General features: G+C 47.2%; 25 protein-coding genes. 14 read left to right on the top strand and 11 right to left on the bottom strand.

What is annotated here, in order from left to right:
- Positions 1–12: 12 nt before the first annotated feature.
- Positions 13–423, top strand: coding sequence for a response regulator (locus BUF15_RS08195; RefSeq protein ID WP_159441253.1), 411 nt, complete (start codon positions 13–15; stop codon positions 421–423).
- 52 nt (positions 424–475) lie between these two features.
- Entirely contained in the window at positions 476–814 is a 339-nt protein-coding gene (locus tag BUF15_RS08190) for an Hpt domain-containing protein (RefSeq protein ID WP_073612979.1), read from the top strand.
- Between the two features lie 112 nt (positions 815–926).
- Here the strand turns inward: BUF15_RS08190 and mpl are convergent, their stop codons facing one another.
- Both mpl and BUF15_RS08180 read right to left on the bottom strand, forming a co-directional pair.
- Entirely contained in the window at positions 927–2,381 is a 1,455-nt protein-coding gene (gene mpl, locus BUF15_RS08185; protein ID WP_073612978.1) for a UDP-N-acetylmuramate:L-alanyl-gamma-D-glutamyl-meso-diaminopimelate ligase, read from the bottom strand.
- Positions 2,378–2,572, bottom strand: coding sequence for a hypothetical protein (locus BUF15_RS08180; RefSeq protein ID WP_073612977.1), 195 nt, complete (start codon positions 2,570–2,572; stop codon positions 2,378–2,380). Before BUF15_RS08180 ends, mpl begins: the two co-directional genes overlap by 4 nt.
- Positions 2,573–3,045: 473 nt before the next feature.
- Here BUF15_RS08180 and BUF15_RS08175 point away from each other — a divergent pair, with 473 nt between their 5' ends.
- Positions 3,046–4,413: a methyl-accepting chemotaxis protein gene (locus tag BUF15_RS08175; RefSeq protein ID WP_073612976.1), complete on the top strand. Its 1,368-nt coding sequence runs from the start codon at positions 3,046–3,048 to the stop codon at positions 4,411–4,413.
- Positions 4,414–4,425: 12 nt separating this feature from the next.
- Here the strand turns inward: BUF15_RS08175 and BUF15_RS08170 are convergent, their stop codons facing one another.
- Positions 4,426–5,112, bottom strand: a complete 687-nt coding sequence (locus tag BUF15_RS08170; protein WP_073612975.1) for an MliC family protein — start codon at positions 5,110–5,112, stop codon at positions 4,426–4,428.
- A 92-nt stretch (positions 5,113–5,204) separates the two neighbouring features.
- On the opposite strand from BUF15_RS08170, the gene BUF15_RS08165 reads away from it, so the two are divergent.
- Entirely contained in the window at positions 5,205–5,603 is a 399-nt protein-coding gene (locus BUF15_RS08165; protein WP_073612974.1) for a hypothetical protein, read from the top strand.
- A gap of 20 nt (positions 5,604–5,623) precedes the next feature.
- Here BUF15_RS08165 and BUF15_RS08160 read toward each other — a convergent pair whose 3' ends face one another.
- Both BUF15_RS08160 and BUF15_RS08155 read right to left on the bottom strand, forming a co-directional pair.
- A complete protein-coding gene (locus BUF15_RS08160; RefSeq protein WP_084553736.1) occupies positions 5,624–6,529 on the bottom strand; it encodes a HesA/MoeB/ThiF family protein in 906 nt (301 codons plus the stop codon).
- A gap of 60 nt (positions 6,530–6,589) precedes the next feature.
- The gene (locus BUF15_RS08155) at positions 6,590–7,153 is read right to left on the bottom strand and encodes a YajG family lipoprotein (protein ID WP_073612973.1); all 564 of its coding nucleotides are present in this window, start codon (positions 7,151–7,153) and stop codon (positions 6,590–6,592) included.
- A 338-nt stretch (positions 7,154–7,491) separates the two neighbouring features.
- Between BUF15_RS08155 and BUF15_RS08150 the strand changes: the two genes are divergently transcribed.
- The 10 genes from BUF15_RS08150 (at position 7,492) to BUF15_RS08100 (ending at position 16,972) form a co-directional block, all read left to right on the top strand.
- On the top strand, positions 7,492–8,451 hold the full coding sequence (locus tag BUF15_RS08150; RefSeq protein ID WP_073612972.1) for a DnaJ C-terminal domain-containing protein: 960 nt from the start codon (positions 7,492–7,494) through the stop codon (positions 8,449–8,451).
- Between the two features lie 2 nt (positions 8,452–8,453).
- The gene (locus BUF15_RS08145) at positions 8,454–8,756 is read left to right on the top strand and encodes a chaperone modulator CbpM (RefSeq protein ID WP_073612971.1); all 303 of its coding nucleotides are present in this window, start codon (positions 8,454–8,456) and stop codon (positions 8,754–8,756) included.
- 1,082 nt (positions 8,757–9,838) lie between these two features.
- Entirely contained in the window at positions 9,839–10,141 is a 303-nt protein-coding gene (locus BUF15_RS08140) for a YciI family protein (protein ID WP_073612970.1), read from the top strand.
- 646 nt (positions 10,142–10,787) lie between these two features.
- Positions 10,788–11,120: an antibiotic biosynthesis monooxygenase family protein gene (locus tag BUF15_RS08135; RefSeq protein ID WP_073612969.1), complete on the top strand. Its 333-nt coding sequence runs from the start codon at positions 10,788–10,790 to the stop codon at positions 11,118–11,120.
- 36 nt (positions 11,121–11,156) lie between these two features.
- A complete protein-coding gene (locus tag BUF15_RS08130) occupies positions 11,157–11,684 on the top strand; it encodes a hypothetical protein (protein ID WP_143170662.1) in 528 nt (175 codons plus the stop codon).
- A 142-nt stretch (positions 11,685–11,826) separates the two neighbouring features.
- Complete coding sequence (locus BUF15_RS08125) at positions 11,827–12,441, top strand: GNAT family N-acetyltransferase (RefSeq protein WP_073612967.1); 615 nt, start codon at positions 11,827–11,829, stop codon at positions 12,439–12,441.
- Between the two features lie 491 nt (positions 12,442–12,932).
- Positions 12,933–13,427 carry a DinB family protein gene (locus BUF15_RS08115; protein WP_200802351.1) on the top strand — a complete coding sequence of 165 codons (495 nt, stop codon included), beginning with the start codon at positions 12,933–12,935 and terminating at the stop codon, positions 13,425–13,427.
- A 219-nt stretch (positions 13,428–13,646) separates the two neighbouring features.
- On the top strand, positions 13,647–14,519 hold the full coding sequence (locus BUF15_RS08110; RefSeq protein ID WP_073612964.1) for an epoxyqueuosine reductase: 873 nt from the start codon (positions 13,647–13,649) through the stop codon (positions 14,517–14,519).
- Positions 14,520–14,646: 127 nt separating this feature from the next.
- A complete protein-coding gene (locus BUF15_RS08105; protein WP_073612963.1) occupies positions 14,647–15,582 on the top strand; it encodes a DMT family transporter in 936 nt (311 codons plus the stop codon).
- A gap of 301 nt (positions 15,583–15,883) precedes the next feature.
- On the top strand, positions 15,884–16,972 hold the full coding sequence (locus BUF15_RS08100) for a transglycosylase SLT domain-containing protein (RefSeq protein ID WP_073612962.1): 1,089 nt from the start codon (positions 15,884–15,886) through the stop codon (positions 16,970–16,972).
- Positions 16,973–16,993: 21 nt separating this feature from the next.
- Here the strand turns inward: BUF15_RS08100 and BUF15_RS08095 are convergent, their stop codons facing one another.
- From BUF15_RS08095 to BUF15_RS08065, 6 genes are all read right to left on the bottom strand, one after another.
- The gene (locus tag BUF15_RS08095) at positions 16,994–17,575 is read right to left on the bottom strand and encodes a 5-formyltetrahydrofolate cyclo-ligase (RefSeq protein WP_073612961.1); all 582 of its coding nucleotides are present in this window, start codon (positions 17,573–17,575) and stop codon (positions 16,994–16,996) included.
- A 76-nt stretch (positions 17,576–17,651) separates the two neighbouring features.
- A complete protein-coding gene (locus BUF15_RS08090; protein WP_073612960.1) occupies positions 17,652–18,926 on the bottom strand; it encodes a radical SAM protein in 1,275 nt (424 codons plus the stop codon).
- Between the two features lie 590 nt (positions 18,927–19,516).
- On the bottom strand, positions 19,517–20,287 hold the full coding sequence (locus BUF15_RS08080; RefSeq protein WP_073612958.1) for a hypothetical protein: 771 nt from the start codon (positions 20,285–20,287) through the stop codon (positions 19,517–19,519).
- 105 nt (positions 20,288–20,392) lie between these two features.
- Positions 20,393–21,346 (bottom strand): calcium/sodium antiporter, encoded by a 954-nt coding sequence (locus BUF15_RS08075; protein ID WP_073612957.1) that lies wholly within the window; start codon positions 21,344–21,346, stop codon positions 20,393–20,395.
- A gap of 87 nt (positions 21,347–21,433) precedes the next feature.
- Positions 21,434–21,967, bottom strand: coding sequence for a ferritin (locus tag BUF15_RS08070; protein WP_073612956.1), 534 nt, complete (start codon positions 21,965–21,967; stop codon positions 21,434–21,436).
- A gap of 225 nt (positions 21,968–22,192) precedes the next feature.
- Complete coding sequence (locus BUF15_RS08065) at positions 22,193–24,463, bottom strand: mechanosensitive ion channel domain-containing protein (protein ID WP_073612955.1); 2,271 nt, start codon at positions 24,461–24,463, stop codon at positions 22,193–22,195.
- Positions 24,464–24,658 lie beyond the last annotated feature (195 nt).

Below are 24,658 nucleotides of genomic sequence, written 5' to 3'. Positions count from 1 at the left end.
AGAAGGACTCTGGTGGAAAAAAAATTGAAAGCTCTCATTGTTGAAGACGATTTTTTAAGCCGCAATCTCCTATCGGAGTTCATTTCGCCTTATGCAACATGTGATCTTGCAGTCAATGGCAGGGAGGCGATAGAGAAGCTGGAGCGTTCATTTGATAAAAATGAACGATACGATCTGGTGTGTCTGGATATCATGATGCCGGAGGCGGACGGACATACAGTACTGAACACCCTAAGACGGATGGAACATGACCGGAAGATTGCCAAGGATAAAAGCACAATTGTCTTCATGACCACCGCCCTTGATGATGCACAGAATATCATGAATGCCTTTACCTGCGGTCAGTGTCAAGCATACCTGATCAAGCCGATTCTGCGGGAACGGGTAGAAGCGCATTTGCGTGAATTTTTGATGCCGAACTGACCTGTGAGTGGGGCGGGATTTTATGGCAACAGCTGAATGGAACACAGGTTGTATGGCAATACCAAAAGAAGAGCGGATAGAGCAGATTCAAGAATATCTGGTGGAAAAATTTCATTTACCACGGGAACAGATATCTGAAATGCTGCCGAATTTTATCGGTGCTCTTGTGTCGCATATGGATAAACTCGATGTGGCTTTTCGGTCAGGAGATTTGATCGCGCTTGGTCGTGCGGGTCATACAATGAAAGGGGCTTTATTGAACCTTGGCATCAACGACTGTGTCGATATCGCGTTTGAGCTTGAGCAGAAAGGGAAGGCGATGGACACAACAACAGATTATAGCGCGCTGCTTGGTGAATTGCGGGAGAGGCTTGGCGGGCTGATACGGTAGAAGCGCCGCGCCACGTGTTGATTGCAAAGAGAATGCAAAAGAGGGGTAATCCTGCTTAAGGATTACCCCTCTTTTCGTTGTAAAGCTGGTGCTTTTCACCTTTTAAGCGTACTCAAGTGAAAGGGGAGTGCGTTTTCAGTTGAGCCAGTAACCGGGTGTGGATGTTGTCAAAGCCGCCGTTGGAGAGGATGGCGACGACATCGCCACTTTTCAGCTCCATGTCGAGATGAGCGAGAATCTCATCGGTATCTTTGAAGGCGTACGCCTTCAGATTACGCTGCACTTTCAGGTCTTCGGCCAGTCTTAAGGACGAAAATTGGTTGTCCTCTTCCACGTTGGCCAGCGGCACCGGTTCGCGTAGAACGATATGGTCGCCCTGATCGAATACACGAGTGTATTCTTCTTGAAAGACAGATCTGCGCGAGGTGTTGGTGCGAGGTTCAAATACCACAACCAGCCTCTGATCCGGATAAGCCATGCGCAGTGCATCCAGAGTTTCTTTGACGGCGGTAGGATGGTGGGCAAAGTCGTCGATGACGGTGACGCCATTTTCGATGCCGCGCACTTCCTGACGCCGTTTTACCCCGCCAAAAGTCGAAAGGCCTTCGCTGATCGTACTCACCGCAACACCAAGATGGTGCATAATCGCTGTGACTGCCAGGCTATTGAGACAGTTATGACGCCCCGGCAGTCTAACTGACAGGCGCCCCAGCTCTTTGCCTTGAAAATGCGCAGTAAACAAGGTGAGGCCATCTTTCATGGCGATATCAGTGATAGTCCAGTCGCAGGAAGATGACAACCCGTAGCTCTGGACGCGACATACCGCTGCTGCGGCGAGCTCACGGACATTGGCGTCGTCAAAGTTCGCGATTAAGAGACCGTCTTCAGGGATGAGGGCGATAAATTTTCGAAATGAACGTTTGATGGCATCGAGATCGGCAAAGATATCTGCATGGTCAAATTCTATCGAAGTTATTACGGCAATTTTTGGCTGGTAGTGGAGAAATTTGGAACCCTTGTCAAAAAAGGCAGTGTCGTATTCGTCGCCTTCAGCGACAAAATATTTGCCTTCTCCTATCGTGAAATTACCACCGAACTCCCTAATGATACCTCCGATCATGAAGGTTGGATCGAGGCCTGCACGAAAAAGAGCGGTCGCCAGCAAAGAGCAGGTTGTGGTCTTGCCGTGGGTGCCGGCAACCACCAGCGAGCTGCGAGAGGAGATAAAAAATTGTGCGAGCGCCTGGGGGAATGACAGATAGGGCAGTCCCAGTTCTGCCAGTGCTACAGCTTCAGGGTTTACCCGGGTGATCACATTGCCGACGATGACGAGATCGGGGTGTGGGGTGAGGTTGTGTGCCCCATATCCGTCACTGACCGCAATACCGAGTTCGGCAAGAAAATCTGACATTGGCGGGTAGACGTGATTGTCGCTGCCGGTAATAGTGTATCCCTGTTGCTGCAGCATACCGGCGAGTGCTGCCATGCCTGTGCCGCAGATACCCATGATATGGATGTGGTTCAGTTCTTCTGGGGCAAAATTGCGTTCTGGATCAAGTTCGATCATTGTTGTTCTTTCCCGACAGCTGCTTCGATGGTGGTGTGAATGTTTTTGAAGTCCCGGTCAAACGATGCCGGGGTAATGCGGCCGACTTCTATGAATTTCACGGCGATTTCCTTGGCGATTTTCAGAATCGACTCGTTGGAGACGGTCTGTTCGTTGCCAGTGGCTCTGTCTTTTGCTGCTGGTGAGGACATGGTAACCCTTCAAAAGCGTGGTGTGAATAAAATGGCGCCTCTGCCGAATGAAGAAGGCCAATTCGTCATGAGAGCGGCAGAGGCGCATCCTGTGGAGAAATAACCGGTCAGGCCATCTCTTTCCTGGCGACACTATAACGGTAAAGCCGTTTTTTTTGCCATAGTTTGTTCGACTGCTACTCCGTGCGCAACATTTTCAGGGACTGCCACTGAGTGGTGTCGTTGATGTGATTTACAGCATGATTTTGTCGGCTGATAATCGTTGAAAGGTAAAATAATACTTGTCTTTTTTGATATTTTCTTCTAAGTCAAATCCTGCTTTTCCAATTTGAAACAATGTTTCCGTGCAAGCGAGATCGCTATTGGAGAGCTGATCATTTTCGTAATTATAAAGAGATAGAGGCTGATCCTATTAATATAAAGGATGTTGCCAGTTAAGGTTGGCGGTATCCGGAACCGGGGTGTTATCAACAATGTTTCATGTATTGAAAGATCTTTCCATCAGGGCGAAAATATCAGGTTTTGTTATTCCTTCAACCTTCTGTTTTGGTCTCGTCATGACCTGTTTGAGCGTCTATTTCCTCTATGATTTTAAAGCGGAAAGCCTGAACGAATTTACCAGAACCATCCAGGATTTACAGGTCGAAAATGTGCAGGGCGCTGCCGGTGGACAGGTTGAAAAACTCCTGGCCGAGATGTCTGCCAACGCAGAACGACTCATCACCAATATTACCTATATCCTGGTTTCGATAGTAGCCGTAGTACTTGTTATGGCCGCGATCGGTGCCATGATCATATCCGGGCTCATCGGTAAGCCCGTTCAGGCAGTTGCTGCACGCCTTGAAAATATTAGTTCCGGTGATGCGGATTTGACGCAACGACTCAATGTTACCGCAAATGATGAGACTGGTAGGGTTGCACGGTATTTCAATATCTTTCTTGAAAAACTTCAGGCCATAATTAAAGATATGCAAGGAGATGCTGCCCAGTTTCAGGCTGCAACTGAATCGATCCACTCGCAGATAACCATCATTCAGGAAAAATCAGATTCTGCCAAAAAGCTCTCCCAGACAGTATTTCGTTCAGCTGGCTATATGAGCAGGGATATGAAAGAGATATCTTCCATCCTCGAGGACTCGACCGGTAACATCTCGGTGATATCTATGGCGGTTGGAGAATTGACCACCACGGTAGCTGAGATTTCCGAGACATCTGGCAGGGCGCACCAGAATACCGAAGAGGCCCGGAAAAGAATGGAGCGGTTGGAAAGAGAGGTACATGAGCTGGGGCGGGCTGGAGAAGATATCAGTAACGTTACCGAAACCATATCGGAGATCTCCGAGCAGGTGAATCTGCTCGCATTGAATGCTACCATTGAAGCTGCCCGAGCCGGTGAAGCAGGCAAAGGTTTCGCAGTGGTTGCCAATGAGATTAAGGAACTGGCCAGGCAAACCGCCAGCGCCGCGGGAGAGATAAAAAAACGGATCGAGCAAGTACAGATTGTCACCAATGCGACCATTGTTGGTATCAATGAAGCCACGAAAATCGTGTTAGCCAACTCCGATGTGGTGGCAACCATTGCCAGTGCTGTTGAGGAGCAGAATGCTACGGTAAGTGAGGTGGCAAATTCTCTATCAAGTGCCTCCGGCAAACTCGACTACTCAAACGAGAAGGTGTCAAAATCTGTTGAGTATGCCGAGAATATGGCGCAGATGGCAAATGAGGTGACAGACGCAGTGTTGGAAGTGGATAGTGCCGTACTTTCAATTCGTGAGAGCTCGGAGACGTTAAAAAATTCAGCAGAGCGATCTTCGAAAACCGCGGGACAATTCCGTACCTGATGTGGAAGTCGTTCAGTGCAGGGCTTTGCCGCAGCCCTGCAGGCGATTACCGTACTGCCGGATAATAACCGTTGTTTCATATTTCTCCCCGCTCATCGTGTCGAAACATTCCTTCCCTTTAAGGATGATAGTCATGCGGTCGGAGCCGTTATCAACACGAAAGACAGTCTGTCGTTCTTCTCTGTCACTCTCCGGTTCGGGGCGAACGAATGTCTGGCGTGTTTCACCATAATCACCCATATAGTTGATATAATATGGGCGAAGCTCAAGCATCCAGCCTGGTTCATTTCCCACTGCGCGAAAATCGACACCGGTGAGTTTGGCATGTTCCCATATTGCCAGTCGACGATTATTGCGGCAGTTGGGAATCTTCCCAGTCTCAGTTTGAAAATAGGCTTCTTCGCCTTTACTCCAGAATGTATTTATACCATCACTGTATTTTGCTCCTGAACCCGATCGGACATGGGGAAGATTGATGGTCTTTCCGGGGAGAAAGATCCATGCAACGTCGTCTTTAATGCTGACCGGTATGTCTGGTGATCCCGGACAATTGTAATAATATGTCTGTTGGGTAATTACGCTGCTGTCTGGCGATGAAGGTTGCAGGGCCGGATTTTGGTGTTGTGTTGAGCAGGATGGCAGGGACAAGATAACGAGAGACCAGAAAACAATTGGTGGTGTAGTGAGCAAAAGACGCATGATCCGCTCCTGTTGTGTGTTGTAAATCTCCAAGTGGTGGCTATTGTTGCCTCGAGTATCTGAAAATTCAGTGAAACCGAAAAGGAGAAACTATGGCCTCGCCTGATAAGATGATGAAACGTATCGTTCTCTACGTGGAGGCCGGTACGTCACCTGACAATTATACATTGACTCCTGAGGCGGTGCCCCTGGAATTTATCTACGGTACGAATTCTGGCGGCCTGACCCAGCTTGAAATATTCCTGGACGACATACAGGTCGGCATGAGCAGAGTTTTGCAGCTTCCCGGTACTGATGTTGAATCGTTTTTTGGTTGTCATTACTCTCGACTGCAGCAGGGATTCAAGATGTACCTGCGGCCGGATACGCTTTTTCTGCGGATGCGGCTTCAAAGCTGTGTTGAGGTCGATCCACGCGAAATTGTTAAAGCCATTTCACAGGCCCTGACCCATGGCGGTTGTGGCGGCAGCTGTGGCTGTGGCTGTGGTTGAAACGTGAAGAAACTCTGCCGTTATTCGAAAGAGATTATCTCCATGCTATGGTAGCTGAAATCTGCCATAAGAAGTTTATTCCGCAGCTGTGCCGGACGGCCGGCAGCGAGTGCCACGATTTCGGCGCACTCGATTGCCGCCATGGCCGTGGCGGCAAAGGGCAGGGTGCCAAGGGTTGCCTCTACGCCTTTTTGGGGCGCCTTTGAAGGATCACCATAAATGAGCTGCAGGCCTGGATCTCCCGGCTGGATCACGGTTGCTTGACCTGAAGTTCCACCAATCGCTGCCGACACCATGGGGATGTCATGTGTTCTACAGCATTCTTCCAGGACGAAACGGGCTGTGATGGTGTCGAGGCAATCCACGCCGATATTGACACCAGAGAGGATTTCGCTACCGTTATCTTGAGTGAAAAACTCGGTAAAAATCCGGGTTTCGACCGCCGGGTTGATGCTTGCGACTCGGTCTGCCGCCACCTCTGCTTTCTTTCTTCCCAGCATATCGGTGCTGCTCAGCAACTGACGATTGAGGTTGCTGTCCTCGAAATGGTCTCCATCGACCAGGGTAAGCATGCCAATACCTATTCTCGCCAGGATCTCCGTCACTGCACCTCCCAATCCTCCAAGCCCGATGATGGCTACATGGGTCTGCAGCAACCGGATCTGTTCCTCATTTGATATCGAGCGCTGATTGCGGGCGTACCGTTCCGGGATAATCTGATTGTTGAGAGCGGTGACCTGAACCTCCCGGTGAGAGTAGCCGGTCAGCTGGACAATCTGCATCTCGTCTTGATACAAAAGACCGAGATATTCACTGGAGTCCGGCCGGTTGCATTTGATAGCCTTCCGGCTAATTTCAGTCAAGAGGCCGGAATCTGTGGCGGCGGTGCTTGTTGAATGTGGTTCCTTTTTGTTCGGCGTATTCATGTCACGCTATTCCTCATCTTTTGTCCTGACTGTTGTGGCCTGGTGCTCGCTGGTGTCATGCTATCGGGTGCCGAGTGCCTTGCGGATGTCCTGATCCGCAAGGATCTGGGCAATAATCTCAGAAAGCTGGTCATTCAGCATATTTTCAAGTTGGTCGACAGCCGGCCGTTGTGGCGATTCTTTGGTGGCAACACGATCATACTTTTTGGCAAGCGAAGTCGACTCCTTCACCACCTTCAGGGTGATATTTGTCTTTGCTTCAGCTGTGTAGAGAAATTTAGGTCGTGAAACGGCTACCTGCAACTCGTTAATCTCGAGAAAAATGCGGGTGTCGGCACTGTTCTCAAATGACAGCCCCTGTTCACGAAGTGCTGCGGCAAGTCGTTCGGTGACAAGAAGATGTGGTGGGCTCATATTGTCCACCTCGATGGGTTGTTGTTCATTTGAAAGATAAATTATTACTGCTTCGCTCGTCCGTGCATCGTGTCCCTGAATAAAGGCTGAGGTGTCAGAATAAATAGGTGGCTGCGCCATGATCTGAAGATTGAGGTTCGCCTGTGTCGGATATTGAGGAGTGCATCCGCAAAGTAAAAGTGCGGCAGCTACCAGGATGGGTCGATACATATTTTGTCCTTAAGGAGAAAGGGGTAATTTAAAAGCATAGGTCTCTCATGGCGTGAGGCCATGTCCGGCGAAGATATAGCGCAAAAAAGCGAGGAGCACCAGAGGGATCTTGCTCGCTTTTTGGCGGTACTGCAATATCTGGAACGAGGTATGAGATAATTGTAGCTAGATTGAAAAAAGTTGCATTTCAACCACGCCTCGACAGGTTGTGAGCCAGCAGAAAAAGCACTATACTTACAGAAGGATGAGCGTAACCTGTTGAATAGAAAACGGTCTTTTTAGTCATGCCGCTTACGCGGTATCGGCCCTGAACAATGATTTCAGGGAGGGAAAAGCACATGGAATATAAGGACTATTATAAGATTCTAGGGGTTGCAAAGGATGCAAGCCAAGAGGATATTAAACGGGCCTATCGGAAACTGGCCAGGAAATATCATCCCGACGTCAGTAAAGATCCGGAAGCAGAACTACGGTTCAAAGAGATCGGCGAGGCTTATGAGGTTTTAAAAGATGCTGAGAAGCGGTCGGCCTATGATCAGTTTGGCAGTAACTGGAGAAATGGACAGGATTTTAAACCTCCTCCAGGCTGGGATTTTCGCGAATTCACGGGTTCGCATCGCTCTACCGGGGCGAGTCAGCATGGTTTCAGCGATTTTTTCGAGGCGCTGTTTGGGCAGAGTAGGCCACGTACTACATCTTCTCCGTTCTCTTTTTTCGATTCTGAAATTATCGATCGGGGAAGGGATATCCGTGCCAAACTCACCATCACTCTCGAAGAGAGTTTTAGAGGTGCCAGAAGGACCATCTCGCTTGCGCGTAACGTTGTGCATGGGTCGATGTTGAACACTGAGACCACCTCGCTCCAGGTAACCATTCCTCAGGGGATTCTCGAAGGTCAGCAGATCCGTCTTGAAGGCCAGGGAGACGTTGCGATGGAGGCCGGGAGAAGGGGTGATCTGTTTCTTGAAATCGTCTTTGACTCTCATCCACTCTTCACGGTAAGTCAAAGAGACGTGACCATGACTCTTCCGGTCACACCATGGGAGGCAGCCCTCGGTGCCAATCTCAAAGTTCCGACCCTCGGAGGGCCGGTCGATTTGAAACTGCCGGCAGGTTCACAGACCGGCAAGAAGCTACGCCTTAAAGGCAAGGGGCTTTCCTCTAAAAACCATACCGGCGATCAGTATGTCATTATTTCCGTACACACGCCCAAGGCGGAGACGGATCGCCAGAAGGAATTGTATAAGGAAATGGCGAAAATTATGCCGTTTAATCCACGCACAAAGTTGGGAGTATAGCTATGAAAGAAAAAGAAACCGGCGTTGTGCTGGATGACAATGTTTCCTACGATTTGAAGGAACTATGCAAGGTCTGCAAAGTAAAAGACGATCTTGTCTTTGATATGATCAACGAAGGGATGTTGACCCCTTTAGGCGACTCTCCCAAAAGCTGGAAATTCTCGGCCACCTCTATCAAGAAGATTCAAGTGGCGGTTCGTCTGCAGGAAGATCTTGGCGTCAATCTGCCGGGGGCAGCGCTCGCACTTGACCTGATGGAAGAGTTGGAGATATTGCGAGCAAAAATTGGGGGCGAAAGAGAGTGAAACGTAAAAGAAGGATGAGTCGGGACCTGATGGTATCTCGACTCGCCTCGTAACGCAGATGTAATTTGTCTGCTGCAATTCTGTGAAAGCTTATCTGGCAGATTTTCAGGATCTTTACGGGCCAGGAAAAGGGCCGTTGGTTTCTCACATAAAGTGTTCTTGTTTTTCAAATACGTTCTGGCATCACAATTTCATATAGACAGTATATCCGTTTTTCTGACGTAATTTTGCTCTTATCGGCAATTGGTTGGCTGCAAATCGGGCGGTTAAAAACGTCATGATCGGATGGTTTTTTTACCAATAACAGGTTGCCACGATCGTGGGCCTGCCTTCCTGTAACTAATCTGAGAATGTGAAGATGGCTGCCTATCTGACTATATTCACAATAGCAAAGTAACGGTCTGATCGTTCAATATGACTCCAGTTTCGTTGTACGTTCTCGCAATGAAGTACAAAAAAAATCGGCCTATCTGATTTTTCATATATCCAATAGTTGCACTATATAAGAAAGGCTCCAGACTCGGAAAAATTGCCTGAGCGGCTTGGGTAACGAGAGTCGGAATTGAAGAATTTTGTTCATTATTTGAATTGGAGGGAATGCCTTGTCACCTTGTCAAAGTGAGAGGTCTTGGTATATTCGCCCCGAAATATGTACCAGGTAAGTATTTGTTAATGCATAAAATAATTTATTATTATGACTTATTTTGCGATTATTGCGGCGCGGTATAACACGGGATATTTTGCATTATATGGAATTTTTTAACAGTAAAACGCAGCGGATAAGAGGTTTTGCACCGTGATCCTATAATAAATTTGCGTATTATATGGATTCCACATAAGACGCAAATAACCAGCAAATGCAGCTCGGGGGCATGACAGTTATTTTGCTTGCCCGAAAGAAGATGTTAAGCTATCATTTGCTTTTGTTAAGGTATTTCTGATACATGGACAATCGTGGCGGTAGGATCGAGAGGGCTTGTCGTGTTTAGGTTATAAAAAACTGGCGTGCTCCTTTTGGAGGAATAAGGGTAAATACTCCCAAAAAGTGGATTCCACATATTAAACGTTATGAATTAAAAAAAATGCCCTATATCATCTATGCAATAGATAAAGAAGGCCAAGATATCCTTAGAGAAGAAATACGCGATGAACACCGCAAACACTTAGGCTCTCTTGGGCCAAAATTACTTTACTCCGGCGCACTTCTTGATGAAGATAATCAAACTATTATTGGTGGCGTATCTGTAGTTGATGTTGAAAACATTGGAGAGGCTGAGGCATTTGCAAACAATGATCCATATTCAAAATACGGTATACGTAAAGAAGTTAGGATTGAAAAATGGAGAATACGCTGGGTGAAAGGTAAGTTTATGAGTGATGCCTGAGTGTAAACCTAAGAAATAATAATATTTTCATAACAAATCATTCAAGAGGGACTGCGTAAGGCTCGGCGCTTAAAAGTCACCGCGGCAGACCAAAAGGTAAATCAAATCTAAAAAGTGATTACTAGAGGCCCCGCAGCCCCTTAATTCCACGTTATGTGTAAAAGAAATCAATTTAGATAAATGGGTAAATATGAAGAAAATCTTTTGCGTTGTCCTGTCTGCAATAGTCATGCTTCAACTACTTTGTTTGGTGCTATATTCACAAGAAAATGTTATTCATGTAAAACAGAAATAAAACCAAGCATATACGGGTGCATTTCATATTATATTTACACCATATTTGCTAGCGTCCCAATAATCTTGTTTTGTTGTGTAATTGCTCTTTATCTTTTTAATTTAAAAATTGTTAATTCCCAAACATTTAACCTCTTCATTGTTTCTATAATTTGGTTTACGGCATCAGTGTATTTTTCCTACCAATGGATGAAATTATCGAAATATCTGGCAATAAAGTCAAAGATCAAAATATTTATAAAGTAAATAAAAACATTCACATAACCAGTCGTTCAACATCGCTCCTTCGTCGCTTGGACGTGGCAAACAACGCCGCGCCAGTTAACTCATCGTTATGTGAAGATAAAATCTCATGAGTAAAGTAGAAATAATCGATATTATCTGGGAGTATACAGTAAAAGAAAAGTACCTTGATCAATTTCTCAGGATTTATTCACCAGATGGAGAATGGGCCAAGCTTTTTAGAGAATATCCTGGTTTTATAAGAACAGATTTAAAGCAAGATATATCAGATCAATTCAGATTTATTACAATCGACTCTTGGGTATCTTATTCTTCGTTTTCAGAAATGAAAGAAAGAGGTAAAAAAGAGTATGAATACCTTGATAAGATGTGTGAACCATTCACCAATGAAGAAAAACACATTGGTGTGTTTAGAAATATAAATGAAATATCAGACACATAACCAGTCATTCCACTGGACCCACAACAGCGTGGGCCAGTGAATTCCACGTTATTAAAAAAAATGATAAAAATATCTGAACTACCAATACCAACAGACAATCTCTATAAATTCATCGCAATTTCAGGTTTGATAATTTTATTATTATCTATCGTTTTACCACTTTACTGGTCGAATGATTTGCAATCAAAGGCTATAGAATTGGGCACTGAAATAGCAGTCCTCCAGATGAAAAATGACTTGTTAGGAGAAGATGTGAGAAAAGTTGAGAAACAACTTTCAACAACTGAAAATAGCAATGGTGTCATTGGAAAGGAGACAAAACAACTTCATGAAAAATCAAAAAACGACCTCAGAAGTATTCAATTTTCAACAATAGAGATTAAAGGGAAAATCAATCTGCAAGAATACTACCTAAAAATGCTTAAAAAAATATCTATCTATGCATTTTTAGGGATAGTTATAGGCTTAATATTGTCAATATATGGTTTTAAATTCTGGTATATCAAATTGCAACAACCATTAGATTTGCAACTCTATAGCATTATCAATAAAAACGATAGATAAGATAACCAGGCGTTCAATAGGGACTGCGTAAGGCTTGGCGATCATAAAGTCCCATGTAAATTTAAAGTTAGTTCCAAAATACAAAAATAAATACTAGAGGCCCCGCAGCCCCTTAGCTTCATGTTACCACTGAAATAATTGAATGAAGATAGAACAGGCTACCTTACAGAATCTCTCTGAGGTTCATGAATATATGAGTGGTATCTTTGAATTAAAACTGAATGGTTTGTCAATTAGACCAAATGGATTTACAAAAGAAGAAACAAAGCAATATCTACCGGAAGCATCAGGCTCTAAAGAAAAATTATGCGCAATAGTAAGATATAATGACAAAATAGTTGGTCAACTTTCATTCTCAAGATATTCAAAGCCAGAATATGTGCACGGTGGAAAATTCGGAATGTCCGTTAGTCCAGACCATTGGCGCAATGGAATTGGATCGAGATTGCTTGAATATTTAGAATCTTGGGCGATTGAGAATGAAGTTGAAAAGCTTGAATTAGAAGTATGGTCAAATAACGAAAATGCCATCTGCCTGTATAAAAAGAAAGGATATGAGGTTGAAGGTTCAAGAAAAAATGCTATCAAGGCAAATGGTCAGGTGCTTGATGTAATATTAATGGGAAAAATATTGGCTAACAAAACATCTCACCGGACTCATGCTGGAGGTGAAATGCTCTTGTGCGAAGCGAACAATATTGAAGAGCCTTGTGCAGGAAAACCGCACGCAGGGATCGTCCCTGGGGCGACAGGGTAACTGGTCGTCCTGCCTTGATTGTCAAAGATATGTATGATTTCAGCATACTAAAAATGAAAACGATTATATGTACCGAATGCAAAGAGCAAATTAAGAAGCGAAAGGAACTTGCTATAGCTGGAAAACTTTTACAACCCTATCATAACCAGTGCCTAGAAAAACCAAAGAGTAATCTTGGCAAATTGCACAAATTTACCGGTCGGTATCCGCTTTGTATTAGGTTTTGGTTTCTACTAATTGTTGGAAACGCTTTTTTAGGTGGAATTTTGAGTAGAACCCCCGAATCTTTCTTTGTGTTGCTATTCTTTCTTATACTATTCAACATTGTATTTGTCGGTGCCCGTATTGGTATATATTATATTTATGAGCAACATTTAAGATAATATTAGAGGTATAGTCCTCTGTTCAACATCGTTTCGCTGCGCTTCATTAGGATGTGGCAAACAAGGCCGTGCTAGTTTAGCATACTTGAACAGGGCAAAAGGATAGAGATGATGCAAGAAATTCCATACCTGTTGGAAGCATTAAGTCGGTCGCCCAAAATACTATCAGAGTTTGTCAAAACCATTCCGGAGAATAAACTGGATTCCCGAAGGGGTGAAAGCTTCTGGACGATTGCAGAACACTACAGCCATCTGGCTCAAGTACAGCCCATGCTTTTAAAACGTTTTGAGCGGTTTATGAACGAGGATAAACCCGAGTTTTTCCCGTATGTTCCAGGTGGTGGCGAGAAAGAGCCTGAAACTCCACTGTGCATGAGCATTGACGCTGCACTCGATCAGTTCGCCTCCTATAGAACTCGTCAACTCCAGCTACTTGAAAATGCAGATGATAGCTCTTGGGGAAAGACTGGGATACATCCGGAATATGAAGAGTATTCCCTTTATATACTCACCAGGCATGTCCTGATGCATGACCACTGGCATATGTATCGAATGGAAGAACTTTGGCTGACAAGGGATGCGTATCTTACAAGACTAGAATAGAATGATTTGTCTTTCTCGATAAGCTTTCCGTTTTCAACAAAGATAAAACGTGGTTAATAATGTAATCCTTCAGGTGATGTGGTCGTTTGTAGCGCTGCCGCGGCAGGTTCTTCTGCACAACGCTGATACCTACGTTCTCATTGTATTGTCCTGCTCACTGCGTTTAACCCTCGAAAGAGCTGACAACGAATAAACCGACTCTAAGGTCTCTGTAGTAATATGGTTTCAAATTCGGAATTGACTGAAAAAATAATTAAGAAAGCAAAATCCCTCGGTGCATCAATAGCCGGGGTAGCAAGCGTCGAGTCTTTGAAGAACTCTCCATCCCATATGATTTATCCAAAAATAGGCCTGAACCTCAATGAAAACTTTCATGATTCGAAAGAAGGTTCTCATGCTCAAGATGTTTTTTGGCCTGAGTCCGCCGTATCAGTAGTAGTTATAGGAATTGAGCACAATCCCAAAGAACCGGAACTTGACTGGTGGGATGGCAAAGGAACGCCTGGTAACCGTATTTTAATAAAAGTAAATAATGCATTGTCCGATTGGATTGAGAATACGCTTTTGATTACAACCCATAAGCTGCCATATTTTGTTGAAAAAGGAGGGATCTTTTTAAAAGATGCTGCCGTGCATGCTGGCTTGGGATGTATTGGAAAAAACAACCTCGTGGTTACACCTGAATATGGCCCCCGCATCCGGTTCCGGGCATTGTTGCTCGACAAGGAAGCGTCACCAACTGTTTCAACTCAGTTCAATCCATGTGAGAAATGCGAGCAACCTTGCCGTAAAGCGTGTCCCGTGAAGGCTTTTCAACATACTCTTTATTCTCCTGATACATTAGGCCAACATATATTGCCTGGCATTAACGGTACCTATGACCGAGTTCGTTGCAACATCAAGATGGAAAAAGATATTGATGAAGCTGCAAGAACGATGTCAACTGATGACGAGAGTCGACAGGAAAACAGGCAATTAATTATGCAGTTTGAAAAAAGTCATATCAGTAAGCCAAACGTTGAAATGTCCTTTAGTTATTGTGTCAAATACTGCAGAAAGTGTGAGTTGAGTTGTCCAGTTGGATCGGCATAACGTGATATTACGATTTTAAAATAATCTCAATGATTGAATTGTTAATCGTAAGCGATAGTTGAACAAGCAATCTGGAATGTGAAATTTCCGGATATGTCAAAAGAAATGGCTAGCCTTTGGAAGCCCTATGTTAAAGCTTATTCTCCTCGGCATTCTTTCAGGGGCTTTTTTCAGCTCTACCTTTGTCATCAACGAAATGATGAGGGTGCAGGGCGGCCACTGGCTTTGGTCCGCATCGCTTCGCTATCTGTTCATGATAGTTTTTCTCTCAATTGTTGTACTGGCAAGCGGAGGAATCAGGCAGATGGCCGGCGTACTTCGTCTGTTTGCTGATCATTGGCGATTCTGGATGGTGTCTGGCGGAATAGGCTTTGGTGCGTTTTATGCGCTGGTCTGTTTTGCCGCCGATTTTTCGCCAGGATGGGTGATTGCCGCTACCTGGCAGTTCACCATTGTCGCAAGTCTCTTCGCGCTTCTGCTATTTGGCAGGTCTTTTCCCAGGCGGGTGTGGTTCTTCTCGCTTATTATCTTTATCGGTGTGGTGATGGTCAATCTGGCTGAGGCTGATGGTTTTGACTTGCGCAAACTTCTGATGGGCGGAATTCCGGTTATTATCGCTTCGTTTTGTTATCCACTGGGGAACCAGCTGGTATGGGAGGCGAGCAATGGTAATAACGGGCGATTGCCAAAAATCGCCTCGCCGTTTCTTCATAATCCCTTCAATAAAGTGCTCTTGATGTCCCTCGGGTCTTTGCCGCTCTGGGCGGTGCTGGTGGTATTTATTCATCCAGCAGCGCCAAGTGTCTCCCAGGTGATGAATACTGCTCTGGTCGCGCTCTTTTCAGGGCTTATCGCTACCACTATTTTTCTCTTTGCCAGGAACCGGGCAGAAAACTCCAGCGAACTGGCAGGCGTTGATGCAACCCAGTCCAGCGAAGTCGTTTTTGCCCTGTTAGGGGGGATGCTTTTTCTCCATACACCTTTGCCCGGTATGCTGCCGGTTCTTGGTATTGTGCTGATTATGTTTGGCCTGATACTGTTCGTGAGGTATCAAAAAATGTGAGTGGCACGGAGGGTCTGCTATAAGGTTCATGAGATCTTGGAGCCGGAAAAGCTTGATGATCTCGTAAAAAGTCACCCTCTCCGGTCAGATCGGGCTTTTTGCAAGCCCATCAAGTGCGCGAGATAGTCATTGACCTGACGGGAATGGTCGAATACCATGGGCCAGCCGAGAGGGGAGGGAGTTGAAAATAACGAAACCCTGATGGCGGCTTGCGCTCAGCAGGTTCAACCGAATCTATATCCTGTTTTTCATTTACGTTCCCATATCGCCAGTAACGGGAACACTTTCAACGTGTTTTTAGATGGGTAGGTCAATTCCAGCAAAACAATCTCCGGCCAGACCGAAAACGACCGCAAAGCGTGGCCCAAACAAGAGTGGCAGCCGAAAGAAAAAGAGCAACGGGAAAGGCGGGAAAAATGAGCCGAAAAACCTGCTGCGCGACGCGTTGCTATTATTGCTGGAGTGGGGCGGTTTGTCCGTTATCGGAATGGGAGCCATGGTTCTGCTGCTCGGTCATTTCGGTAACCGCTTTTCCGGTACCGATGTCTTCGGTAGCCTCTTGCCCTTTGGTATCGGTATATTTGGTTTCATTATTGCGGCAACGCTTCTGTTGAGTGGCTGGAAGCGGTTGCGGCGATTGTTGAAACTCTGGTCCCCGATACTGCCCGCCGGATTAGTTGCAGCCGTGACTCTTACGCTGCTCTGTATGATTCCCGGTAACACTTTCACCAAAGCCTTCGGGTATTATCGCACCTTGGTAGGCGGCAAGGAGGAGGCGAGCCGGATGACTCTGGCCCACCAGGTCTATGCTGCCTATCGCCGGCTTGGCAATGGCCAGGTGGAGAAGATGATCGAAAGGGCGAAACCTTTTGACGCAGATATCGAAGATGCCGCCAAAGTGTATGATGTCGATCCCGATTTGCTGAAAGGCCTCGCGGCAACTGAATCATCCTATCTGCCGAGAAAGAGCGAGGATGGCGGTCATGGGCTTTTTCAGATAACCCAGGTTCCAAAACAGGTACAAAGAGAGGTGGACGGCCGGTTCGACGTGAAGTCGCGTGATCTTGGCAGTTCACGTTATAACGCCTTTCTCGGTGCGGCCACGTTGCAACATTACCTTGAAGAGATGAACAACGATCTTTTTCTTGGTCTGCTTGCCTATAATATCGGCCCGGCCAACGGTGGCCTCCGCTTTATCATGCAGCAGTATGGCGCCACCGATTTTGTGACTATTCAACCCTATCTGCTCAAACTCCCTCGAGATTATCCCATCCGAGTTCTCTCATACAGCCTTGCTTTTCGCATCGCCCGAGAAGAAGGAAAAGTACTGGCTTATGAGGAAGGGGATAACGCCATGACTATCCAGTCACTCGGTATCCCCGGTCTGTAATATCCTCCTGCCATAATCTTTCTAGCGATCGCCGCGGATGATCCTGCTTTCGGTAATCACCATGTCGAGCAGTTCGTCATGATCCTGCAAGGGAGCACGTTCAACAATTTGCAGATCAAAGGCCAGTCCGATCCGCACTGCGGATGGTGCCGATGAAACAAAACGATCGTAAAAGCCACCACCATATCCAAAACGGCCACAGCGGAGATCGAATACCGAGCCGGGAAGAATAATGGCGTCGATGGATTCAGGCGCTACATAGTTGCTAGCCAGGATTTCCTGACGTGGTTCTGGGATGTCGCAATAGCCTGGTACTAGATCCCTGGCTGGATTGGTGATACGGATGGCATCAATACGTGGGGCTTTGACGTAGGTGATAGGAACCGAAACTGTCTTGCCAGCAGCAAGAAGTCGTTCCAGAAGGTCGGTGGTTGCCACTTCACTGCGAAAACTTACATACAGGAAGATATTTGTGCTCCGTTGAATCTCCGGCAGGGCAAGCAACTGCTTACAGATAACCCCACTTTTTTCGCGAATTTCCTCGGCTGAAAGACCATCTCGGGACTTGAGAATATCTTTTCGTAACTGTTTGGGATGTATCATGTGATGTAGCCTCCGCGGTCGGTGATCAATATTGACGGTCGTGTCGAAAATGGCACAACCGGACGGTATTGCGGTACTAAAGTCGTTGAATGATATAGAGAAACGTGGGCACTCGGCTCAACACCTTGAGTCGGTTAAAACCAAAAGTCTGGGAACGTGACGGCTGTCCGAATCGAAGCGGCGAGAGATACACACAACCTTTTGGTTTTACTCGCGTCAGACTCTCCCGTACCAGGTCGAGAAAGGCAGGCAGATGGCCATCGGGCAGGTCGTCATCAAGGACAAAATTGGCGGTTATCTCTGTTTTAGACCAGCGGTCATTGATTTCCTGGATGCGTGTGAAGGCTTCCCGTACCATTGCCGAGGTGAGCGGTTTTCCGAGACGATCGAGGGTTTCCTGGTCTGCTGATTCGAGCCCGATGTTGATGTAGATGGTGTACGGACGCTGCTCCAGCTCCTGAAAGAACGATTCTGGCGTGTTCATGAGTGAGGTTACTGAACCGAACAGAAAAGCGCTGCACCCCTGGAGATAGCTCTGGTCAAACGAAAATGCCCCATACGCCTCATCAAGGGTAGCGAGAATGTTCGCCGCTCCCGCCTGAAGGGCATCATGCTCACCAAGAAAGAGGGCATTGTAATTTGGTAAATCCCGATCATAGATCGATGTGAGCCGGTTGATCTGGTGACGTACCTCGGCGGTAGGAATGGCGGCGAAAGGGTGTTTGTTTTTTACCTCGCAGAACCGGCACTTGTAGAGACAACCGCTGGCGATGGTAATGGGGATCACATTGTAATCGACGTGGCGCGCATCCGGCGGGAGAACGGTCGATCTGCCGCCGCAAATGGAAAACAGACGATCCGCTTTGGTTGAGAGATTATCCGGGGTGTTGGCGAGCGCGTTTTGAAGAAAAGAGGAGACTTCAACCGGCAGGTGGCTTTCCGACTTAAGGATATTGCTGAGTATCGTTGGCCAGCCGTTAATCAGTTCACCTACGCTTTCATCATCGAAGGGGTTGCCGCCGAGAAGACCATTGGTTTTGTAGGGAAGGTTGGGCAGGTAATATTCACCGGTTGCTTCGAATACCCCGGTGTAGCCCCCGGTGGAATAGTAGATCCAGTCGTTGCCCATGTTACGCTTGAGCCACTCGTGGGGATGTGGCCAGCTTCTGGTCTTGCCTTTGGCGCGGATAATTTCATTGTTGAGGTTGAAATGCAGCAGCCAGTTGCGGGTCTCCACTTCGGAAAAGATGCCGCAGTGGATGGGGAAACTCATGCGGGTATAGTGACGCGCGCCCTCTTTGTTGAGGGTGATACGGAGATCACTGGAGATATGGGTCGGGGCGGACGTCATGGTATCGTCTGTGGCGAAAATCTAATTCCGTGCGTATTATCTCAGCTTATGTTGGCAAGTCACTGAATTCCGACTTCGGGTAGCTTGGGCACGGAAGAACACTATAGCAGATTCATACCAAAGATACAGGGGTAATTCTCATGGGTAGGTGCAGGAATCATCCGGAACGCGAAACGAACCATCATTGTCTGAAGCATAATGTTTTTCTCTGTGAAGAATGCCTCAGTTGCCTCGATCCGGAGTTGTACTGCAAGTTCAGGACATCCTGCACCATCTGGTTTGTGCATAAGGAAAAGGTGCGGGAAGAGCGGATGAAAAGTGAAAAATAAGTGCGGACAAATGGCTTAGGGGAAATGCATAATAAAAAAACCCCTGCCGTCAGGGAGGGGGGCGACAGGGGTGTTTAACCTGCTCCTGGGAGATGGCTGAGCAAGTTAAATTTTAGAGAATTGAGCTGGTAATGAAACAACTTCATACAAGTCTTATCTGTTAAACGATCTATTGAGGTTGCGGTTACAGAATAAAAGAAAAACCTAGAGTCGTATGCTTAGCGGAGTTTGTGTTGTCGGTGCAGGCAATCTGCCTTAGGATCAACCGCCTGAGATAACCGCATCGGGTATCTCGTATCGCTCATTACCAATGGTAATGACGTTGAGGTCCGATTCTTTTCTTGCATTGAATTCGCCGGGATCAGCCTGGTTGGTGTCGGCTCCGATGGCCTTGCCGTTTTCAAAAAAGATGGCTCTGGTGCGACCATCCGGCCTGGTGATAGTGACGATTCCGCTGCCGTTGCCTTCACGTGTTACCCCGAAGGCGCAGGAACCGGTCGGCTGGCCTTTCTCGATCTTGCAGGGGATGTTGCCGGTGGCGTTGTAGTGTGTTCCGGCGACCTTGGCATCATTGCTCTCTGCCGGGACGGAAGCGTTCTGTTGTGAAGGCTTCCCGTTGGTGATGGAGATTTCGAGGCTGTAGTTGGCCACCTCATTACGACGGGCCGCACTCCGCATCTGGTAGACCCGAATCGTATATTCGCCATTGGCCGGCAGGGTGCCTTCATACTGGTTTCCGCTGGTGGAGCCGATGAAAAAAGCGACATCTTTTTCGCCTGGTGCCATAATGTTGAAGTAGTTGGCATTGTTGTTGGTCACCATGCTGACGTTCATATATTGTCCTTTTCTGGCGCCAAGGAGGTAATCTACAGTTGTATAGCCTTTGATCGATCCTTTGATGACCGCGCTGCTGGTTCCTTTTTTGAAGTGGACTTTTTCGGTACTGATATCGCCGGCAGCAAAACCAGTAGAAACAACAAGAGTAAAGAATAGAACAGCAATAATTGATTGGCAGGATATACGTTTGGTCATGGTATCACTCCTTTTTCAATTCTTGTATTCAGCAATAGGACCAGTTCAGAAATGTCGCTTTCTTGTTCTGTCATTCTATTGTACAAGCTACCTTGAAAATATGTATCACGGCCAGAGCCACCAGAGATATCCACCATAACCGAGAAGCAGGAGCAGACCTTCCCAACGGCTCAGGATTTTGCCGGAAATGGCTAAGGGCAGAAGCATGAGAGTGGCAAGGAGCATGACAGCGAGGTCAACGGAACGAACACCTGGAGCGGAAAGAGGGGTGACCAGGGCGGTTGTTCCCAGGATGCCAAGGATGTTGAAAATATTTGAACCAACGACGTTTCCTACTGCTACTTCTGGTGATTTTCGGTAGGTGGCGACTATAGAGGTGGCGAGTTCGGGGAGACTGGTACCGGTTGCTACCAGTGTCAGGCCGATTACCGCCTCGCTGACTCCCAGAAGAGAAGCTATACTGACCGCACTATCAACCAGCAGGTTTGACCCTTCCACCATCAAGGCCACTCCACCGCCAACAAACAGCAGGTCGAGCAGCACCGATCTGCTGGACTGCGGATGGACCTCGGTTACGGCTATTACCTCACATCTTTGCTGCTCCCGTCGAGCCATAATGTAGGTGAAACTCATATAGGCGATCAGGAGTGAAACAAGGAGCAGGCCGTGAATGACGGTCAGCGGTCCCGAAGCGATACAACCAATCCCGAGCAGTGAGATACCGATCATAATGGGGATATCGATTTTTATCACCTGCAGATGGATCCTTATCGGCATGAGTAGAGCTGTAATGCCGAGGATTACCGAAATGTTGAAGATATTCGAACCTACCACATTGGCGATGCTGATATCCCCTTTTCCTTTGAGGGCTGCGGAGATACTGACCACTAACTCCGGGGCGCTGGTACCGCAGGCAACAATGGTCAGGCCGATAAAGAGCGGAGTAAGGCCAAATCGCAGGCCAATGGAGCTGCCGCCGCGCACAAGTGCTTCAGCCCCGGCGACAAGAATAGCAAGGCCACAGAGAGTAAAAGCCGCAAGACTAAAAAACTGAGCCACGATGTACACCTGAACGGTGAAGAATGAAAAAAGGGGGCTTCAGGATGAAGCCCCCAAACACTACATTGTGCTGTGGAATTATTGAGCTTAAGCAGCTGCTTCAACACCTTTACTGAAATCGACAGTGACGGTGGTCATCCGTGTAGCGAGTTCGCGGTCAAGCATGAGCAGAGCGTGCGGGTTGTCGCCAATGAGTTTCAGCTGCAAAATGATGTCGTTGTCGTTTTCCTCTTCTTCAATCTGTTCGGTTATATACCATTCAAGAAAAATCTGGGTGGCGTGATCTTTGAGCTTTATTGCCAGTTCCATCAGTTCGTTGATGGAGCTGGTGATAAACTGTTCATGGGTAAGGGTCTGGGTGTACATATCGAGCGGTGAGGCAAAGGTGTCGGGCGGGGTTGCAATTGTTTCCAGTTTGACAGATTCACCCTGGCGCTGAATGTACTCATACAGTTTCATCGCATGGAACATTTCCTCATGGTACTGAACCATAAACCAGTTGGCAAAGCCTTTGAGACCGAGCTGAGCGGAGTGGTTGGACATGGACATGTACAGATATGCCGAATACATTTCCTTGTTGATCTGCTTATTGAGCGCCTGGACCATTTTTTTATGCAGCATGATTTTCTCCTTGTGATATTCGTTGTTTCAGCTGATGTTCCCTGTGATTAACGATTTGCGCTTATGACAGAGAACGAGCCGTTGCGTGTATGGCTATCGCGTAAGGTTGTTGCCGTTAAACAACGTCTGAAAAAGAATTTTCCATGTGAAACTTCACTTTAATGCTGTCGTCAATAAACACAAGTGATGATGGAAATTATATACTACTCTTAGTTTCTATACCTTTCAGACGCCAGGATTTCCCGTTTCTGCCTGAATAGCCAGTTTACCCGATGGCGCGTTGCCCTCTTTGTCCACACCAAAGTAAATTGTCTGATGTGGGAAGGGGATCTCGATATCGAGTTCATCGAATTTATGCTTCATTCGGCGGTTGAATTCCCTGCCTACCCACCACTGTTTGGTGGGGATGGTTTTAATCCTGGCCTTGATGACCACCGCGGAATCAGCGAAGGAATCGACACCGAGAATATCGAGTGGCTCGAGAATTTTCAGTCCGTATTCGGGATCATTCTGTAGATCGGCTCCGATACCCCTTAGCACCTCCATAACCTCATCCACGTTTTCCCGGTAACCGATGCCAATATCCATCACATAAAAGGAATAGTCTTTTGTTTTATTGCTGACGGTACTGATGGCGCTAAACGGGATGGTGTGTACGGTCCCCGAGACGTCTCGAAGTTTGACGGTACGGATGGAGACTGCTTCGACCACTCCGGCGAGTCCACCCAGATCGACCACATCGCCAACGGCCATCTGGTCTTCAAGGAGGATAAAGATGCCGGTTATGACATCCTGTACCAGTTTTTGCGAACCAAAACCAATGGCCAGACCGAGCACACCGGCACCGGCAAGAAGCGGAGCGATGTTGATGCCAAGCTGGGCCAGCACCATAAGTGAGCTGACTACGGTGAGGACAATGGCAAGCGCCTTGCGAGCCACTGTGAGCAGTGTCACGGTACGTGGGTTGATCTCCAGTCCATTGGCTGTAGCACGGGGGGTGAGATTGCTTTCGATAAGACTGTTGGCGATTTCCCAGATAACAAAAGTGGTCAGCAGGATACCGGCAACTGAGGTAATGGTTGAGCCGATGATTTTACCGGGTTCGCTGGTCAGCCAGTCGAAGGTATTGATGCCCCAGGCCTGCATGATGACGATGAGGCCAAAAATATAGCAGCCGATCCTGAGCACCTTGTGCAGGGTTGAAATATACTGATTCGCGCGTTTCTCGAGACCGGGAAATTGGCGCTTCAGTTCATCACTTATGCGAAAACCTCTGTGGAAAAGTGTGTTCAGCAAACTCAGGACTATACGCATGACAATGAGGGTGACAACGGTCAGCGATGTGGACTTAAAGAGAAAGAAGAAACCGCCGGGAATGCGCAGGGCCCAGACCCCATACAGCAGGATCACATAGAGAGTGGCGAGCAGGTGCCAGACGGTAGCAATACGGGCAAGGATTCCATGGGCTCGCAATTTCCCTGAAGAAACATGGTCAGCACCTGATTCTGCTGTCTCGTCTGTACCGGTTTTCTTTTCAAGGGTGAGCTGGGCGACATATCCGGCCACAGCTTCGCGATTCTGCATGATCATAACCAGCAGCAGCAGGGTGACAAGCAGCCCGAGCAGTCGAAGAAGTGCATCATAGGGAGCTGAAGGCAGACCAAGGAGCAGTGCGGCCTGGAGAGCAAAATAGCCATAGATGATGGAGTAGGTGAGGCGTTTTACCCAAATGATAAGATAGGTGGCGCTTTCATCTGTGAGTTTCAACAAGCGCAGCTTCGGCATCTGAGGCACAAAGAGGACATGGAACAAAGCGATGATGCTGTGGGATATGATAAAGGCGTTGACCCAGGCCAGGGCCACCAGTCGCGTCTTTTCACGGGGACTGATGACCCCCAAGGTCAGGTAGGCTGCAATTCCATAGGCAATGATCGGCAGGAGTTCAATGATCAGCAGAAACAGGAGGCCGAGTGAGTGGGCAAGGATATTGCGGTTTTCTCGTTCGGCGACTGCTCGACGAAGTCGGCTGAGAGCCAACCGGACAAGATAAAAAGCGAGATAGCCAAGACCAAGGGTGAGGATAAGATTGAACCCGACGTCGGTCCACATTTGCCGTGATTTCGGGGTGACCATTTCAGATTTGACCCATGCCGCAACCGTGGGAACTTCATTGATGGTGCCTGCTACATCGACGATGGACTCTGTAACGTCGTCGACCTTTTCTGATATGTCACTCAGCATCTGGGCAGCAACGCTTTTGAGCTGATTATTGGCGACGGCATCCTGTTCAGCATGGGCCATGACTTTCAAGGTTTTCAGCAGTGCGTCACGTTGGGCCGGGTCCTCAAGAATCCTTATGACCTTGTTGATTTCGTCCTTACTAGGTGCAGATTCGGCCTGCCCTTTCTCAGCGGCGAGGGTCTGGCCGCTGAACGTCACCATCAGAAATGTGATGAGAAGAAAAAGGCGAAATGATTGAGCAGCAGATGATAGCATTTTGTCTCTCAAGCGGGTTTATGGGTAAAAAACGGGATATGTAAAGTTTGTAAAATGTTGTCATTTGGGGAAAAGCAAGACCATGTCATGAACGGACAAACATGTTGAAAAATTATATTACCATAGATTTCAACATTTTTCGAACAGGATAGCTGACAGATAGGAAAGGCCTCCAATGAGACCGCGCGGCATGTT

It is taken from the genome of Desulfopila aestuarii DSM 18488, assembly GCF_900143695.1.
GTDB classification, from domain to species: domain Bacteria; phylum Desulfobacterota; class Desulfobulbia; order Desulfobulbales; family Desulfocapsaceae; genus Desulfopila; species Desulfopila aestuarii.
The sequence above is the reverse complement of the archived record's forward strand: the minus strand, read 5'-3'. Positions and strand labels throughout refer to the sequence as shown.